Annotated in this window: 15 protein-coding genes; 1 reads left to right on the forward strand and 14 read right to left on the reverse strand. The window is 61.5% G+C overall.

The genetic code is table 11. The features are described from left to right. The 13 genes from ACK41V_RS05975 to ACK41V_RS06035 all read right to left on the reverse strand — a co-directional run bounded on the left by ACK41V_RS05975 (position 1) and on the right by ACK41V_RS06035 (position 15247). On the reverse strand, positions 1-1017 hold the full coding sequence (locus ACK41V_RS05975) for an NADP-dependent oxidoreductase (protein WP_409779205.1): 1017 nt from the start codon (positions 1015-1017) through the stop codon (positions 1-3). Positions 1018-1112: 95 nt separating this feature from the next. Beyond that, positions 1113-1544, reverse strand: coding sequence for a PaaI family thioesterase (locus ACK41V_RS05980; RefSeq protein WP_409779208.1), 432 nt, complete (start codon positions 1542-1544; stop codon positions 1113-1115). Positions 1545-1697: 153 nt separating this feature from the next. After that, the gene (locus tag ACK41V_RS05985) at positions 1698-2489 is read right to left on the reverse strand and encodes an SDR family oxidoreductase (RefSeq protein ID WP_409779210.1); all 792 of its coding nucleotides are present in this window, start codon (positions 2487-2489) and stop codon (positions 1698-1700) included. A 187-nt stretch (positions 2490-2676) separates the two neighbouring features. Beyond that, positions 2677-2886, reverse strand: a complete 210-nt coding sequence (locus tag ACK41V_RS05990; RefSeq protein ID WP_409779213.1) for a hypothetical protein — start codon at positions 2884-2886, stop codon at positions 2677-2679. Next, positions 2886-4748, reverse strand: coding sequence for an acyl-CoA dehydrogenase (locus tag ACK41V_RS05995; RefSeq protein WP_409779216.1), 1863 nt, complete (start codon positions 4746-4748; stop codon positions 2886-2888). The genes ACK41V_RS05990 and ACK41V_RS05995 overlap by 1 nt, the downstream gene beginning before the upstream one ends. A gap of 122 nt (positions 4749-4870) precedes the next feature. Further along, the gene (locus ACK41V_RS06000) at positions 4871-6046 is read right to left on the reverse strand and encodes an acetyl-CoA C-acyltransferase (RefSeq protein ID WP_409779219.1); all 1176 of its coding nucleotides are present in this window, start codon (positions 6044-6046) and stop codon (positions 4871-4873) included. Positions 6047-6087: 41 nt separating this feature from the next. Then, positions 6088-8187, reverse strand: coding sequence for a 3-hydroxyacyl-CoA dehydrogenase NAD-binding domain-containing protein (locus ACK41V_RS06005; RefSeq protein ID WP_409779221.1), 2100 nt, complete (start codon positions 8185-8187; stop codon positions 6088-6090). A gap of 190 nt (positions 8188-8377) precedes the next feature. Next, positions 8378-9073, reverse strand: a complete 696-nt coding sequence (locus tag ACK41V_RS06010; RefSeq protein ID WP_409779223.1) for an ABC transporter ATP-binding protein — start codon at positions 9071-9073, stop codon at positions 8378-8380. A 3-nt stretch (positions 9074-9076) separates the two neighbouring features. Continuing rightward, the gene (locus ACK41V_RS06015; protein WP_409779226.1) at positions 9077-9874 is read right to left on the reverse strand and encodes an ABC transporter ATP-binding protein; all 798 of its coding nucleotides are present in this window, start codon (positions 9872-9874) and stop codon (positions 9077-9079) included. A gap of 2 nt (positions 9875-9876) precedes the next feature. Further along, positions 9877-11205 carry a branched-chain amino acid ABC transporter permease gene (locus ACK41V_RS06020; RefSeq protein WP_409779228.1) on the reverse strand — a complete coding sequence of 443 codons (1329 nt, stop codon included), beginning with the start codon at positions 11203-11205 and terminating at the stop codon, positions 9877-9879. Positions 11206-11209: 4 nt separating this feature from the next. Next, complete coding sequence (locus tag ACK41V_RS06025; RefSeq protein WP_409779231.1) at positions 11210-12163, reverse strand: branched-chain amino acid ABC transporter permease; 954 nt, start codon at positions 12161-12163, stop codon at positions 11210-11212. Between the two features lie 68 nt (positions 12164-12231). Further along, entirely contained in the window at positions 12232-13464 is a 1233-nt protein-coding gene (locus tag ACK41V_RS06030; RefSeq protein ID WP_409779234.1) for a branched-chain amino acid ABC transporter substrate-binding protein, read from the reverse strand. A 139-nt stretch (positions 13465-13603) separates the two neighbouring features. Then, entirely contained in the window at positions 13604-15247 is a 1644-nt protein-coding gene (locus ACK41V_RS06035) for a 3-(methylthio)propionyl-CoA ligase (RefSeq protein WP_409779237.1), read from the reverse strand. 215 nt (positions 15248-15462) lie between these two features. Here ACK41V_RS06035 and ACK41V_RS06040 point away from each other — a divergent pair, with 215 nt between their 5' ends. Further along, the gene (locus ACK41V_RS06040) at positions 15463-16149 is read left to right on the forward strand and encodes a Crp/Fnr family transcriptional regulator (RefSeq protein WP_409779240.1); all 687 of its coding nucleotides are present in this window, start codon (positions 15463-15465) and stop codon (positions 16147-16149) included. 28 nt (positions 16150-16177) lie between these two features. Here the strand turns inward: ACK41V_RS06040 and ACK41V_RS06045 are convergent, their stop codons facing one another. Then, on the reverse strand, positions 16178-17884 hold the full coding sequence (locus ACK41V_RS06045) for a carboxylesterase/lipase family protein (protein WP_409779242.1): 1707 nt from the start codon (positions 17882-17884) through the stop codon (positions 16178-16180). Between the last annotated feature and the right edge of the window lie 61 nt (positions 17885-17945).

A 17945-nucleotide genomic window follows, 5' to 3' on the forward strand; every position in this document is an offset into this window, starting at 1 on the left:
TCAGATCAGTTTCACCAGTTGTTTGCCAAAGTTTTTGCCTTTGAGCAAACCCAGAAACGCTTCGGGCGCCGCAGCAATGCCCTCGGCAACCGTCTCGCGTGGGCGCAGCTTGCCGGTGCCGACCAGCGTGCCCAGTTCCTTCAAGGCCTCGGGCCAGACTTCCATGTGTTCGCTCACGATAAAACCTTCAACCTTCATGCGGTTGATGAGGATGAGCGCGGGGTTCTGCAGCGGCAGCGGCTGGCCGTCGTACCCGGCGATCAAGCCGCACACCGCAACGCGCGCAAACGCGTTGGAACGCAGCAGCACAGCATCCAAGATGTAGCCGCCCACGTTTTCAAAATAGCCGTCGATGCCCTTCGGGCAGGCTTCCTTCAGTGCCTTGGACATGGACTTGAGGTCGCCATGCTCGCGGTGGTCAATGCACACGTCAAAGCCCAGCTCTTCGACCGCGTATTTGCACTTGTCAGGCCCGCCCGCAATACCCACCACGCGGCAGCCGCGCGCTTTGGCCAGCGCGGCAAACGCGCTGCCCACGGCGCCTGTGGCGGCGCTCACCACCACGGTCTCGCCCTCCTTGGGCGCAATGATCTTGACCAGGCCGTACCAGGCCGTCACGCCGGGCATGCCCACGGCGCCCAGGTAATGCGACAGCGGCACGTGCGTGGTGTCCACCTTGCGCAGCGCGCCCACGGCGTTGCCGTCGACCACGCTGTATTCCTGCCAGCCGCCCATGCCCACCACTTTGTCGCCCACGGCGTACTTGGGGTGCTTGCTTTCAGCCACCTCGCCCACGGTGCCGCCGATCATGACTTCGCCCAGGCCTTGTGATGCGGCGTAGCTCTTGCTCTCGTTCATGCGGCCGCGCATGTAGGGGTCCAGGCTCAGAAAGTGGTGGCGCACCAGCACCTCACCGTCCTTGAGCGCAGGCGTGTCCACCGCCACCAGCTTGAAGTTGCTGGCCACGGCCTCGCCCTGCGGGCGGTTGTCGAGAACGATTTGTTGATTGCGTGGCATGTAAGGCTCCTTCAGAATGTCTGTCACTATGAATTCAATAGCTGCTAGCGCTTATGAATAAAGCGCTAGAGGCCAATTTGGCTTAAAAATTTAACTCAATCGGTGGAAATGACCTTGAGGTCATTCACATTGCGCCCATCGACTGGCAGGCGCCGCACGTACTTGAACGTGCCGGTGGCGTGGCAACACACCTTGCCCTGCGCGTCGTACACCGTGCCCTCGGTAAACGCCATGGTGGCCGTGCGGTGGATGAGCCGCCCCTTGGCCACCAGCGGCCCCCGCGCAGGCTGCATGAAGCTGGTCTTCATCTCAATGGTGACCACGCCCATGTCCGGCGTATCGCTGCGCGCCGCCGTGGCCATGGTCACATCCAGCAGCGTCATCGACGCACCGCCGTGGGTCACGTCAAACGAGTTCAGGTGTTCGGGCTTGGCCTCATACCGCAGCTCGGACTCTCCGCCCTCCATGCGGTGCAGCGTGAAGCCGAGGTGGCTGACAAAGGGGATTTCGACACCAAAACTTTTCAAGGGATTTCCTCAGTACACGGGCACCAACGTACCTAAAACCGTTCACGCTGAGCCCTTCGACAGGCTCAGGAAAGGCTTGTCAAAGCGCTGCGCGAGGCTTCGACGAGCTCAGCCCGAACAGGTGTTTCAAATTCGAGATGTTGACCCAATCATTCAACCACCCGTCACGATGCTCACGCCACCATCCACCGCCAGCCACTGCCCGGTGATGTGCTTGCCTGCATCCGACGCGTACAACGCGCACAGGCCCTTCAGATCTTCGTCATCGCCCAGACGGCCCAGCGGGGCGTGCGCGGCCAGCGCTTCTTCGCCCATGGCCTTCAAGGTGCCCACCGTCATCTTGCTGGGGAAGAACCCAGGGCAGATCGCGTTGACGCGGATGTTGTACGCGCCCCATTCGGCGGCCAACGCACGGGTGAAGTTAATCACCGCGCCCTTGGAGGTGTTGTAAGCAATGGTGTTCATGCCCTTGGGGTTGCCGCCCAAGCCAGCGATGGACGCCACGTTGATGATGCTGCCGCTGCGGCGGCCGATCATGCTGTGCTTGGCGATGTGCTGGCTGAGGATGAAGTAGCCGCGCACATTGAGGTTCATCACCTTGTCCCAGGCTTCCACCGGGTGGTCCTCGGCCGGAGCGCCCCAGGCGGCGCCTGCGTTGTTCACCAGAATGTCCACGTGGCCCAGACGTTCCAGGGTTTCGTCGGCCAGGCGGCGGATGTCGGCTTCGTTGGAGCAGTCGGCGGCAATCCAGCGTGCATCGATGCCAGCGGCCTGCAGGTCGGCTGCGGCCTCTTCCAGGTCAGATGCTTTGCGTGAACTCAGCACGATCTTGGCGCCCGCCTCGCCCAGCGCATGCGCCAGTTGCAGGCCCAGGCCGCGCGAGCCGCCGGTCACCAAAGCCGTCTTGCCGGACAGGTCAAACAGTTGTTGGATGGTGCGTGTCATGTGTTGTGTCTCCTTCAGAATTTATGGGTTGTAAGGGGTGCTCGGGGGACACTGAAATGGCATCGGTGTCTGCCGCTCAACCCTGTGCACAAACGATGATTGTGCGACGCAACGCGGGCCTTCAGTGTCTCCTGAGCGATCAACCGCCCATCATCAGCCGCGAGTGACATCGAAAGTACCGCAGCCGTCACCGCTCCACGTCAGGCTGCAAACGCGCCCGCACACCGATCAGCACCACACCCGCCACGGCCACCATGCCGCCCACCACCATCAGCGCCCAACCGGTGGTGTTGTCGGTGCGCGCGGTGGCAATGCCCAGCACCAGTGCCAGCAGGCCGCCGTAGATCAGCGCCCAGATGATTTTGTGCAGGCGCTGCAGCTTTTGTGCGCTGGCCATCAGAAAGCCTCCTCGGGAAAGGTGGCGCAGGTCGCATCGCGCGCACTCACCACCTGCAACCACGCGCCAATTTTTGGCAATTCGTAGTGAAAGAAGAACCGCATGGCGCCCATGCGCCCCACGCTGGCGGGCTGCGCCAGCGCTGCATCGGCCTGCAAGGTGGCCAGCGCCACATCCAGCCACACCCAGGCCAGCACCATATGGCCAAACGCCTGCATGTAGGGCACGGCATTGGCCAGCGCATCGGTGGGCTGGCCGGTGGCCCACGCGGCCTTGGTGGCAGCACCCACCTGCTGCAGCGCGCTGCCCAAGGCATTGGCGTGCGCTGCCAGCGCGGGCACCTGGATGGCGCGCTCGATGGTGCCGTTGATGCGCCCAGCCAGCAATTGCAGGCCCCGTCCGTTTTCCATCAACACTTTGCGGCCCAGCAGGTCCATGGCCTGGATGCCGTGGGTGCCTTCGTGGATCATGTTCAGGCGGTTGTCGCGCCAGTATTGCTCCACGGGAAAGTCGCGCGTGTAGCCATAGCCGCCGTGGATCTGGATGGCCAGGCTGTTGGCCTCCAGGCACCACTCGCTGGGCCAGCTTTTGGCGATGGGTGTCAGCACCTCCAGCAGCAGGCGGGCTTCGTCGGCCGCGGCCGAATCACCCGTGGCCTGCTCGTCCACCAGGCGCGCGCAGAACAGGTTGAGCGCCAGCGCCCCTTCGCAGTACGACTTCTGTGCCAGCAACATGCGCTTGACGTCGGCGTGTTCAATGATGCGCACCTGCGGCTGCGCCACGTCCTTGACCACGGCAGCGGCAGCGGCATCTTTGTCCTTGGGGCCCTGCACCGGGCGGCCCTGGGGGCGGTTCTTGGCGTAGTCGAGGCTGGCGTAGTAGCCCGCCAGGCCCAGCATGGTCGCTGCCATGCCAATGCCGATGCGCGCCTCGTTCATCATGTGGAACATACAGTGCAGGCCCTTGCCCGCCTGGCCCACGAGGTAGCCCACGGCGCCTGCTTCGCCATCCACTGGGTACTTGCCTTCGCCAAAGTTGAGCAGCGTGTTGGTGGTGCCGCGCCAGCCCAGCTTGTGGTTCAGGCCCGCCAGCGCCACGTCGTTGCGCACGCCGGTCAGATTGCCGTCGGTGTCCACCATCTTCTTGGGCACGATGAACAGCGAAATGCCTTTGGTGCCGGGCACCAGCTTGCCGTCCGGCCCGGGGATCTTGGCCAGCACCAGGTGGATGATGTTCTCGGTCAGCTCGTGCTCGCCAGCCGAAATCCACATCTTGTTGCCTTTAAGGCGGTAGCGCGGGCCCAACGAGTCGCTCTCAAAACCGTCGCCATCGGGCACCGCACGCGTAGCCACATCGCTGAGCGATGAGCCCGCCTGCGGCTCGCTCAAGCACATGGTGCCCGAGAAGCGGCCCGAGAATTCGTTGAGCGCAAACACCTTCTGCTGCGCCTCGGTGCCGTGCACCATCAACAGGTTGGCATTGCCCACCGTGAGCAGGCCTGAGCCCATGCTAATCGACGCCACTGCAAAAAAGCTGTTGGCTGCCGCCTCCACCGTGTAAGGCAGCTGCATGCCGCCGATGTCGTAGTCCTGCGCAGCGCTCAGCATGCCCGACGCGGCGTACGCCTTCTGCGCATCGTGCGTGCACTGGGGCAGCGTGACCTTCTCGCCGTCAAAGTGCGGCTCTTGCGTATCGACCGTGCGGTTGAAGGGCGCGTATTTTTCGCGCGCAATGCGTTCGCAGGTGTCGATCACTGCGTCGAAGGTTTCGCGTGAGTGGTCGGCAAAGCGGTTGCGTTCTTGCAGCTTTTCGGCCTGAAGCCACTGGTACAGCAGGAAGTCAACGGTGGGACGTAGGCTCATAACATTTCAAGCTAAAAGTGCCTCTAGCGCTTATGCAATAAGCGCTAGCAGCTATTGAAACAGGAGTAAACAAAAAAAGCCCCGACAGCGGTTCGCGCCGTCGAGGCTTTTCTCTTCATCGCTTACAGCACTTCAAAAATGCCCGCAGCGCCCATGCCGCCGCCGATGCACATCGTCACGCACACCTTCTTGGCGCCGCGGCGCTTGCCTTCGATGAGCGCGTGGCCCGTGAGGCGCTGGCCCGACACACCATAGGGGTGGCCCACGGCGATGGCGCCGCCGTTCACGTTGAGGCGATCCGCGGGGATGCCCAGCTTGTCGCGGCAGTACAGCACCTGCACGGCAAAGGCTTCGTTCAGCTCCCACAGGTCAATGTCTTGCACGGTGAGGCCCAGCTTCTTCAGCACCTTGGGCACGGCAAACACAGGGCCGATGCCCATTTCGTCAGGCTCGCAACCCGCCACGGCAAAGCCGAGGAAACGGCCCAGGGGCTTGAGGCCCTTCTTGCTGGCGTACTCTTCGCTGGTCACAACACAAGCGCCTGCGCCGTCGGAGAACTGACTGGCGTTACCGGCAGAGATCAAGCCGCCGGGCAATGCTGAGCGCAGGCCGCTGATCGCTTCTACGGTGGTGCCTTCACGGGTGCCTTCATCACGGCTCACGGTCACCTGTTTGGTGATCAGGCCCAGCGTCTTGTCGGCAATACCAGCCGTCACGGTGATCGGTGCAATTTCGGCATCGAACAAGCCAGCGGCTTGCGCAGCGCAGGCCTTCTGCTGGCTGGCGGCGCCGTATTCGTCCATGGCTTCGCGGCCGATGTTGTAGCGCTTGGCCACTTGCTCGGCGGTCTGCAGCATGCTCCAGTAGATCTCGGGCTTTTGCTTGGCCAGGGCCAGGTCCTGGATCATGTGCAGGTTCATCTCTTGCTGCACGCACGAGATGCTTTCGACACCCCCAGCCACATACACATCGGCTTCGCCCGCGATGATGCGCTGGGCAGCCATGGCAATGGTCTGCAGGCCCGACGAGCAAAAGCGGTTGACGGTGACGCCGGAGGCCGTGATGGGCAAACCGGCCTTGAGCGCGATCTGGCGCGCGATGTTGCTGCCGGTAGCGCCTTCGGGCGTGGCGCAGCCCATGATGACGTCGTCCACGTCAGCGCCATCAATGCCAGCGCGCAACACGGCGTGCTGCACGGCATGGCCGCCCAGCGTGGCGCCGTGGGTCATGTTGAAGGAACCCTTCCAGCTCTTGGCGAGCGGGGTGCGGGCGGTGGAAACAATCACTGCGGAGGTCATGTGAATTCCTTGTATTCGGTAGATGGGTGCGCGCTTGCGGCTTACTGGAAGGACTTGCCTTCAGCGGCGAGCTTGGCCAGCAGCGGAGCGGGCTTCCAGAACTCCGCGTCGTCGTTGGGGTTCTTGGCGAAACGGTCCATGGCCTGCACGACGTTAAACAGGCCCACTTCGCTGGCGTAGTGCATGGGGCCGCCGCGGTGGATGGGGAAGCCATAGCCCGTCAGGTAGACCATGTCGATGTCGCCGGACTTGCTGGCGATGCCGTCTTCCAGGATGTGCGCGCCTTCGTTGACCAGTGAGAACACCAGGCGCTGCACGATTTCTTCGTCCGAGATCTTGCGCGGCGTGATGCCCAGGGCCGAGCGGTGGTCTTCGATCATCTTGTTGACCAGATCGCTAGGAATCGCGTCGCGCTTGCCGGCCTGGTAGTCGTACCAGCCTGCGCCGGTCTTCTGGCCGAAGCGGCCCAGCTCACACAACTTGTCGGCGGTGCGGCTGTACTTCATGTCGGCGCGCTCGACGGAACGGCGCTTGCGGATCGCCCAGCCGATGTCGTTACCAGCCAGGTCGCCCATGCGGAACGGGCCCATGGCAAAGCCAAACTTCTCGACCGCCTTGTCCACCTGCTGGGGCGTGCAGCCTTCGTCCAGCAGAAAGCCGGCCTGGCGGCTGTACTGCTCGATCATGCGGTTGCCGATGAAGCCATCGCACACGCCCGACACCACCGAGGTCTTCTTGATCTTCTTGCCAATGGCCATTACCGTGGCCAGCACGTCCTTGGCGGTCTCTTTGCCACGCACCACTTCGAGCAGCTTCATCACGTTGGCAGGGCTGAAGAAGTGCATGCCCACCACGTCTTGCGGACGCTTGGTGAAGGCGGCGATCTTGTCCACGTCGAGTGTGGAGGTGTTGGAAGCCAGGATGGCACCGGGCTTGGCCACGGCGTCCAGTTGCTTGAACACGGCTTCCTTGACGCCCATCTCTTCAAACACAGCCTCGATGATGAGGTCGCAGTCCTTGAAGTCTTCGTAGCTCAGCGTGGTGGACAGCAGGGCCATGCGCTGGTCGTACTTGTCTTGCTTGAGCTTGCCTTTCTTGACCTGGGCTTCGTAGTTCTTCTTGATCGTGGCGATGCCACGGTCCAGGGCTTCCTGCTTCATTTCCAGAATCTTGACGGGGATGCCCGCGTTCAGGAAGTTCATGGAAATGCCACCGCCCATGGTGCCCGCGCCAATCACGCCGACCAGCTTGATGTCGCGCTTGGGGGTGTCCGATGGCACGTCAGGGATCTTGCTCGCTGCGCGCTCTGCCATGAACAGATGACGCAATGCGCGCGACTCTGGCGTCCACATCAGGTTGATGAAAATCTCGCGCTCGACCAGCATGCCTTCGGCAAACTTCTTCTTGGTGGCGGCTTCGACCGCGTCCACGCACTTGGCAGGCGCGGGGAAGTTCTTGGCCATGCCTTTGACCATGTTGCGCGCGAACTGGAAGTACGCGTCGCCTTCGGGGTGCTTGCAAGGGAAGTTGCGGACCAGCGGCAGTGGGCGGGCATCCGCCACGCTCTGTGCAAAGGCCAGGGCCTCGGCCGCCAGAGATTCAGCAGACGCCGCCAACTTGTCAAACAGCTTCTGGCCGGGCACGCCGGCAATCATTTCGCTCTTGACGGGCTCGCCGCTCACGATGAGGTTGAGCGCGGCTTCGACACCAATCACTCGTGGCAGGCGCTGCGTGCCGCCTGCGCCGGGGATCAGGCCCAACTTGACTTCAGGCAGCGCAATCGAGCAGCCAGGCGCTGCGATGCGGTAGTGGCAGCCCAGGGCCAGCTCCAGCCCACCGCCCATGGCGACGCTGTGCATGGCGGCCACCACAGGCTTGGCCGAGTTTTCGATGGCAGCAATCACCGACAGCAGGTTGGGTTCTTGCAGCGACTTGTCGGTGCCGAACTCCTTGATGTCGGCGCCGCCGGAGAAGGCGCCGCCAGCCCCGGTGATGACGATGGACGTGACCGCTGCATCGGCATTGGCACGGCTGAGGCCGTCCACGATGCCTTGCCGGGTCGCCAGGCCCAGTCCGTTGACGGGAGGGTTGGCCATGGTGATCACGGCAACGGAGCCGTGGACTTTGTATTCAGCGGTCATGGTGCTGTTGTTCCTTGGAAAGTGAAAAAGAACGATCGTGCGTTTTTATTGTAGAGACTTCAAACCAGTTTGGCGTGTCAATTTGTCCCGGGCGGGACAAGGGGGTTTGCAGCGCAGCATCCCGCGGGGCAAAAAAAGAGGCGCCGTCAACTATCGGGCGCCTCTCTTGATCTTGATTTGCCGGAAGTCGTCAGACTTCAAGCCATTCTTTGCGAATGTAATTATCGGCCCGCAGGCTGTCCGGCGTCCCTTGGAACACGATGGCGCCGTGGCCCATCACCAGCGCGCGGTCCGAGATCTTCATGGCGATGGTGAGCTTTTGTTCGATCAGCAACACCGATATGCCACGGCCCTTGATGGTCTGCAGGTACTGGCCCACCAGCTCCACGATCTTGGGCGCCAGACCTTCAGTAGGCTCGTCGATGATGATGAGGTCCGGGTCACCCATCAGCGTGCGACACAGCGTCAGCATCTGCTGCTCGCCGCCCGACATCACGCCCGCCTCGGTGTGCTGACGCTCCTTGAGACGCGGGAACATCTCGTACATGTCATCAAACGACCAGCGGCTGCCCTTGCCTTTGCCCTTTTGGCCCAGCAGCAGATTCTGGTGCACCGTCAGGTTGGGAAAGATGTCGCGGCTTTCTGGCACGTAGCCAAGGCCCAGGTGGGCAATTTCATAGGCTTTTTTGCCGCTGAGTTCTTGCCCTTTCCATTGCACAGTGCCCTCCCAGTCCACCAGCCCCATGATGGCTTTGGCAGTGGTGGAGCGGCCTGATCCATTGCGGCCCAGCAAGGCCACAATTTCACCGGGCTGGATGTCGAACGTGACGCCATGCAGCACATGGCTTTTGCCGTAGTAGGCGTGAAGGTTTTCGATTTTCAGCATAAGTCAGTGTCCCCCGCTCTGTTCGTCGGCCACTGCCGATCCCAGATAGGCCTCCTGCACACGCGCATTCGCGCGCACCTTGTCAGGGGTATCGAAAGCGATCACCTCGCCATAAACCACCACGGCGATCTTGTCGGCCAGGCCAAATACCACACCCATGTCGTGTTCGACTGTCAGCAGCGTGCGGCCTTCCGTCACCTCCTTGATGAGGCCAATGAAGCGCGTGGTCTCGCTTTTGCTCATGCCCGCAGTGGGTTCGTCCAGCAGGATCACATTGGCACCACCGGCGATGGTGATGCCGATCTCCAGCGCCCGCTGTTCGGCGTATGTGAGGTTCATCGCCAGCGTGTCACGCTTCTTGTCGAGCTTGATCATTTCCATGAGCTCTTTGGCGCGCTCATTAGCGTCGTGCAGGTTCGAAAGAAACCGCAGAAACGTGTACTTGTAGCCCATGCTCCAGAGCACGCCGCAGCGCAGGTTCTCAAACACGGACAGCTTCGGAAAGATGTTCGTGATCTGAAAACTGCGCGACAAACCCTTGCGATTGATTTCGTAGGGTGCCAGGCCGTTGATGCGCTGACCGTTCAGGATCACGTCGCCACTGGTGGGCGCAAAGCGCCCGCTGATCAAATTGAACAGTGTCGATTTGCCCGCGCCGTTGGGGCCGATGATGGCCACACGTTCGCCGGGTGCCACCACCAGGTTGGCGCCACGGATGATTTCTGTCTTGCCAAAACTCTTGCGCAGGTCACGCAGTTCGAGAGCGTAAGTGTTGTTGTTGGTTGCGTTGTCAGCCGCCATTTTTACAGCGCCTCCCCACGCTTGATTTCATGTTCAATCTCTTCCTGGATCGTGCTCCACTGGCGCAAAAACTGGCGGCGGCAGAGCTCGAACAAGGCGAAGCCCGTCACCATCACAAAGATGGCGCCAAACCAGCTGGTAAAGCCCTTGGCATTGAGCGTGGCCCCCAGGAACTTCAACTCAGACCCGAGGGCCGCATTGAGCTGCAGGTGGTAAGTCATCTCGATCATGCAGGCCGCGCCCATCACACCCACCAGGGCGGTGCCACCCAGAGCCAGGTACGAGCCCCAGAGCGGGCGCAGCTTGCCGTACTTGGCCAGGCGCAGGTTCATCATGATCAGGCTGGCAATGCCGCCGGGGGCATACATCACCATGAACAGGAACACGAGGCCCAGGTACAGCAGCCAGGCCATCGACAGCTCAGACAAAAGCACCGACGCCAGCACCAGCAACACCGCACCAATGATGGGCCCGAAAAAGAACGTGGCCCCGCCCAGGAAGGTGAACAGCAGGTAGCCGCCAGAACGGATCACGCTCAGGCTGTCAGCGCCGGTGACGATCTCGAAGTTGATCGTAGCCAGCCCGCCGCCAATACCCGCAAAAAAGCCCGCGATGATGAAGGCGAAATACCGAACGCGCTGCGTGTTGTAGCCAATGAACTCCACGCGCTCCGGGTTGTCGCGCACAGCGTTGAGGATACGGCCCAGCGGTGTGCCCGTGAAGGCAAACATGGCGGCCGTGCACACAAAGCAGTACACAGCAATCAGGTAGTACACCTGAATGGCCGGGCCAAAGCTGATGCCGAAAAACGCGGTGCCGTACACGCGGTCGGTCGTGATACCGCCTTCGCCGCCAAAGAACTCGGGGAACATCAGCGCCATGGACGCGACCAGCTCTCCAATGCCCAGCGTGATCATGGCGAACGTGGTGCCTGACTTCTTGGTGGTCACGAAGCCGAGCAAGATGGCAAAGAATGCCCCCGCCAAGCCGCCGACCAGCGGAATCAGCACCAGCGGGATGTTGACCGAGCCTTTGGTGGCCATGTTCATCGCATGTATCGCAATGAACGAGCCCAGGCCCGTGTACACCGCATGGCCGAAGCTCAGCATGCCGCCCTGCCCCAGCAGGATGTTGTAGGACAGGCAGATGATGATGAGGTAGCCGATCTGCGAGAGCATGGTCAACGCCAGGCTGCTGCGAAACACCATGGGTGCCACGATGAGCATGGCGGCAAACAGCGTCCAGATGACGACCCGGCCCACATTGAAAGGCTTGAACCGGTAGTAAGACGTGGCGCCGGAATCGGCAATGGTTGTCGTAGTGGAATTCATGGCATCAGTCCTCCCGCGTGCCCAGAAGGCCCTTGGGGCGGAAGATCAGGATCAGCACGAGGAACAGGTACGGCAGGATCGGCGCCACCTGAGAGATCGTGAGTTTGAGCAAGGGGTAGCCAAAGGTCTGGTCGGTGACCGCCACACCCACGGCCTTGAAGACATGAATGAGCGAATAGTCCAGCGCCACCGCAAAGGTTTGCACAAGGCCGATGAGCAGCGACGCGAGAAAAGCCCCTGCCAGCGAGCCCATGCCGCCCACCACCACCACCACAAAGATGATGGAACCCACCGAAGCGGCCATGGCAGGCTCGGTGATGTAGGTGTTGCCACCAATCACGCCCGCCAGCCCAGCCAGCGCCGCACCACCGCCAAACACCAGCATGAACACGCGCGGCACGTTGTGGCCCAGCGCCTCCACCATGGCGGGGTATTTGAGCGCTGCCTGGATCACCAGGCCAATCCGCGTGCGTGTGAGCAGCAGCCACACCGACACCAGCATCAACAGCGCCACCAGCATCACAAATGAGCGGGACTTGGGAAACTGCGTGCCATACAGAGAGAACAGCGGACCTTGCAGTTGCTCTGGCAAGCCATAAGGCACCGTGGAGCGGCCCCACACCAGTTGCACCAGTTCAAGAATCAGGTAAGACAAGCCAAAGGTCACCAATAGCTCGGGCACGTGGCCAAACTTGTGAACCCGGCGCAGGCAATAGCGCTCAAACACTGCGCCCAGCGCAAATACGGCAAGGGGTGCTAGCACCAGTGCTGCCCAAAAGCCCACCACCCCGGAGATGGTGAACGCAAAATAAGCACCTAGCATGTAGAAGCTGGTGTGCGCAAAGTTGAGCACGCCCATCATGCTGAAGATCAGCGTGAGGCCGGAGCTCAGCATGAACAGCAGGAGCCCGTAGCTCACGCCGTTCAGCAAAGAGATCACGAAAAACTCAGAATTCATTGGAATTTTTCATTACAAGGTAAAAAAAAGGCCCGAGTAGGTCGGGCCTCGAAGGTCTACAACAGGCGTTATGGACGCTTCATCTGGCACGACGTGGGCGTGCTGGCCACGTAGGGCTCGTAGTACTTCACAGGGACAAAGGTGTAGCCGGTGCTTTCCGAGTCGATGGGGTACTTGGCGTTCGCTTTTTCCCACTTCGAAATGAACAGCCCTTGCTGCAGCTGGTGGTCGGTCTTGCGCATCTCGACCTCGCCATTGAAGCTCTTGAACTTCATGCCTTCAAACACCGAAGCCACCTTGACCGGGTCGGTGGACTTGGCTTTGACAAAGCCTTCCGACAGCATGGTGAACGCGTGGTACACGGCACCGGTGTACATGTCGTCGTTGAACTTCTTCTTGTAGTCCAGGATGATCTGGTTCAGCGGCCCTGGCAGGTTCATGTGGGCGTAAGCCACCATGTACACACGGCCTGCAGCTGCTGCGCCCATGGCGGTAGGGCTGCCCGTGACCGAGCCGTAATAGGTGTAGAAGTTGACGTTGTTCAAGCCTGCATCATTGGCCGCCTTGATAAGCAGCGCCAGGTCGGAGCCCCAGTTGCCGGTGATCACCGTGTCGGCGCCAGACTGCTTGATCTTGGCAATGTACGGCGAGAAGTCACGCACCTGGGCCAGTGGCGACAGGTCGTCACCCACGATCTGTACGTCGGGGCGCTTGCGCTGGAGCATCTCCTTGGCGTATTTGGAGACTTGGTGTCCGTGCGCGTAGTTCTGGTTGATCAGGTAGACCTTCTTGACGTCGGCCTGGTCCTTCATAAACGTGGTCAACGCTTCCATCTTCATGGAGGTGTCCGCGTCCAGACGGAAGTGCCAGTAGCTGCACTTGCTGTTGGTCAGGTCTGGGTCCACCGCAGCGTAGTTCAGGAACAGAACTTCTTTGCCAGGGTTGCGTGCGTTGTGCTTTTCCAGCGCATCCATGATGGCGAGCGCAGGGCCCGAGCCATTGCCCTGCACAACATAACGCGCGCCTTGGTCCATGGCCGAGCGCAGGGCGCTGGTGGTTTCTTGGGGGCTGAGCTTGTTGTCGATGCCGATGATTTCAAATTTGACGCCCGCAGGGTTCTTTTTGTTGAACTCTTCAGCGATGAACTGGAAGCTCTTGAGCTGGTTCGTTCCCACCGCGGCCATGAGGCCCGAAAGGGGGTCGAGCCAGGCGATCTTCACGGTCTCGCCCTTTTGAGCGAATGCGCCGCTAGCGCCTACCAACATTACCGAGGCTGCTATAGCCTTAATAGCGAATTTCATGGTCTTGTCTCCTTGTAAATCGACACAACGCAGCGTACCGCGTTGCAACAAAGCGATGCTCAGGGATTGCCCCTAGCAGCGTCGCCCACGTGACTGCGGCGGTGCTCCCCCGAGCACCACCACGGTGCATTGCCCCGACTCAAAGACCCGGCAGCTTGTAATCCTTGAGCTGTTCGCGCAGTTTGGTCTTGAGCATCTTGCCGGTGGCCCCCAGCGGAATGGCGTCGACAAACACCACGTCGTCCGGGATCTGCCACTTGGCCGTTTTGCCCTCATAAAAGGCCAGCAATTCCTCGCGCGTGACCTCGGTGCCGGGGCGCTTGACCACCGCAACAATCGGGCGTTCGTCCCACTTGGGGTGTGGCATGCCCACACAGGCCGCCATCGCAATGGATGGATGCGCCATCGCAATGTTCTCGATGTCGATGGAGCTGATCCATTCGCCGCCGGACTTGATCACGTCCTTGCTGCGGTCGGTGATCTGCATGAAGCCGTCGGCGTCAATGGTGGCCACGTCGCCCGTGGGGAACCAGCCGCGCCCTTGTTCGTCCTTGACGAGTGGATGGCCACCTTCACCCTTGAAGTAGCTGTCCACAATCCACGGGCCCTTGACCAGCAGGTCTCCGTAGGTCTTGCCGTCCCAGGGCAGCTCCTTGCCGTCGCCGCCAACGATCTTCATGTCCACGCCGTAAATCGCCCGGCCCTGTTTTTGCAGGACCTTCATCTGTTCGTCCTTGGGCAGGGCCAGGTGCTTGTTCTTCAGCGTGCACAGTGTGCCCAGCGGACTCATCTCTGTCATGCCCCAGGCGTGCAGCACTTCGACGCCATAGTCTTCCTTGAAAGCATGGATCATGGCGGGCGGGCAGGCTGAGCCACCAATCACCGTACGGCGCAAAGTGGAGAACTTGAGGCCCGTTGGCTTCATGTGGCCCAGCATCATCTGCCACACGGTGGGCACACCCGCAGCGTACGTGACCTTCTCGCCCTCGATGAGTTCGTAGATGGACTTGCCGTCCATCGCAGGACCGGGGAACACGAGCTTGCAGCCCGTGAGGGCGGCCGAATAAGGAATGCCCCAGGCATTGACGTGGAACATCGGCACCACGGGGAGCACCGAGTCGCGGGCCGAGAGGCACATCACATCAGGCAGTGCAGCGGCATAAGCGTGCAAAGTAGTGGAGCGGTGGCTGTACAGCGCGGCCTTGGGATTGCCCGTGGTGCCGCTGGTGTAGCACATGCTCGATGCCGAGTTTTCATCGAACTCAGGCCAGGCGTAGGCAGGCGATTGCGTACCAATCCAGGCTTCGTAGCTGGCGAGGTCCGGAATGCCGGAATCCGCAGGCAGCTTGTCCGCATCGCACAGCGCAACCCATTTTTTCACCGTAGGGCACTTGGCGTGCACCGCCTGCACCAGCGGCAGAAAGGTGAGGTCAAAACACAGAACCTGATCTTCGGCGTGGTTCATGATCCACGCGATCTGGTCGGGGTGCAGGCGTGGGTTGACGGTGTGCAGGACACGGCCCGATCCGCTCACACCAAAATACATCTCCATGTGGCGGTAGCCGTTCCAGGCCAGAGTGGCCACGCGGTCGCTGAATTGCAGCTTGAGTTCATCCAGTGCGTTGGCCAGGCGGCGAGCACGGGCACCGAGGTCGCGGTAGGTGTAGCGGTGGATGTCGCCCTCGACCCGGCGTGAGACGATTTCGGCGTCGCCATGGTGGCGTTCGGCGAACTCCATCAGCGACGAGATCAGCAACGGTTGGCTCTGCATCAGGCCCAGCATGTGTGCTCCTTGGATGTTGTAGTAAATGGATTGATCATCGTAGCGCGGGACAGCGGATTGAACTGTCTCCAGGGTCATGCCCATCAGCCGCGACCATCACCCACAGGGCGCCAGTGTGCGCCTGGCCATCATGGCTGCCAACACGTGTCGTCCGATTGACACAAGCCAAGGGAATACCCTGCAAAGACCCAAAAGGCGCAGCGACAATGGACCACATGCTCGACTCCGCCCCCTCCGCTTCGCGATTCATTGCTGCACAACCGTGGTTCGCCAGCGTCTCCGCATCGATGCAGGAACGCCTGCGTGCAGAGGTGCTAGCGGTGCACGGCGAAAAAGGTGACGTGATGCTGCCCGCTGGCAGCGCGGTGGACGGCTGGTATGCCGTGCTGTCTGGCCTAGTCATGTTGCAAAGCCCCACCAGCCTCCGACGGTCCTCAGCCTTCATCGGCGTGCCAGACGGCGACTGGTTTGGCGAGGGCTCGGCCTTGAAACCCGAGCCGCGTAGGTACAACGTGGTGGCATTGCGCCCCACCACACTGCTGTGTCTGCCCTTGCCCCTGTTTACAACGCTGCGCGAGACCAGCATGGCCTTCAACCAGTTTCTGGTCCTGCACCTGAACATGCGGCTGGGCCAGGCCATGACCATCATTGAAGCGGGTCGCACGCAATCGCCCGAGCACCGCGTGGCGCTGTACCTCAGCCGGTTGTTCTGGCGCAGCACGCGCCGCCTCAATCTCACACAGGATGAACTGGGCCAGCTGGTGGGCCTTTCGCGCCAAACCGTGAACAAGGTGCTGCGCGCACTCGAAGGCATCGGCATCGTGTCACTCGACTTTGGCCGTGTCGCCATCGTGGACGATGAGGCGCTGAACGCATACCTCGTCGCCACGGCGGCTTCATAAAACTGCGGTTGTCGCACAGCGGCCTTGTTTACTGCACGCTCAGGCGCACGGACTTCTGGTCCGCGTCAAACCGCAGCTTGCTGGGCCAGGGTTGCCAGTTCAGGTTGACCGTCGTGTTGTTGGGATCGCCTGTGTGCACAAACGCGCGCACGCTGTCCATCATGGCCTTGGACAGTGCCAACCTGCCCGGTTGATTGGCAGTGCTGTTGGCCGCTTTGGCCAGCAGGGAGGGGCCAAAGTTCCCAAACACAAAGGGCAAATCAAAACCATGCGCCGCGCCGTACACATCGGCCCAGGGTGCGGGCTGTTGGGCCCAATCGAACTGGTAGCTCCATACATTGGACTGTTGCGTGCGCAAGGTGCCCAGCAAGTTATCGCGGCTCGGGTCGATGAACAAACTGCCCAAAAGCTTCATACGGGCGTTGTAGCCCGTGACAGGGGTAGTGACGGGCAGGTAGGAAGGGTCCAGGATGTCCGCCACCGTGAGCGATACAGGCGCGTCCGGATTGAAGCTTTGTGTCATCGCAAAACGCTCTGCGTCGGTGATCTTCATGCCGGGCTTGCCCCCCAGCAGCGCCAGGAAAGGCGCAAAGAGCTTGGCCTCGTCGGCTGTGTAGCCAGCAAGCACGGGGACCTTGTGGTAGCGGCCGGCCGCGATCTCATTCACCGGGTTGGCAGGCACCACCACACCGTCCGGAATGGGCCCCGAGCCAGTGAGACCTTTTTGCAGCACCGTCTGCAACACCACGCGCGCATCTTTGCCGCGCAGATAGGTCGCCGTCTGGACCGGCGTCCAGCCTGCCACCAAAGCTGCGGCCGCGGCCGCGTCTGGCGCGAGCCCATCGGCAAGCGCCAATGCCGCCAGCAATGCACCCGACTGGGCGGCGTATTTCGTCGCCGGGTTGAGCGTGGGGATAGTGCCCGCGGGCAGGTTGCTCGGCAGAGATATGCCGCCACTGATGGGCAGAATCTTGTGAAACAGCCCCGCAGCCTGGGGCGCGGTGAGCAATGCCAGCGCATTGATGGCGCCTGCAGACTGTCCCATCAGCGTCACGTTGCCCGCATTGCCACCGAATTTGCCGATGTTGCGGTTGATGAAGTGCAGCGCCTGCACGTTGTCCAGCAGCGCATAGTTGCCGGTGTAGGCGTCTTTTCCGCTGTGCAGCTGCGGCATCTGCAGAAAACCCAGCACATCCAGCCGGTAGTTGGCGGTCACGACCACGGCATTGGCCGCGCGCGCCAGCGCGGCGCCGTCATACACCGGATCGGCCGTGTAACCCGAGATGGCGCTGCCGCCGTGGAGGAACAACAGCACGGGCAAGTTGTCCTGCGTGTTCGCGGGGCGCCAGATGTTGAGCGTCAGGCAATCTTCATTGCCCACCGGCGTCCCCAGCGTTTCGCCGATGGTGTTGTCAAAGCGGTTGTTGGCGCCAGGCCCGTACAAGCGCCCCATCTGCAAACAAGCATTGCCAAAACGCGTCGCGTCGCGCTCGCCAGACCAGGCCACTGGAGCCACGGACGGCTGCCAGCGCAGGTCACCTACCGGAGGCCGGGCAAACGGAATGCCCTTCCAGGCGTAGGTGCCGTTGACGGTGCTGTCGTCCACGCCGCGCACGCTGCCGTACGTGGTCTCGCGCACTTCGGGGACCAAGCCAGAACCTCCGCCACAGCCCGCCATTGCCAGCACGGAAACCGCCGCTCCCAACCAATGCAAACGCCAGCGCGAATCGATCATGTCTTGTCTCCTTGGGGGTTTTCAGGAATGGGTCACGCCTCTGACTCACGTCACACTTGAC

Source organism: Acidovorax sp., from assembly GCF_046291265.1.
In the GTDB taxonomy this organism is placed as follows: Bacteria; Pseudomonadota; Gammaproteobacteria; order Burkholderiales; family Burkholderiaceae_C; genus Acidovorax.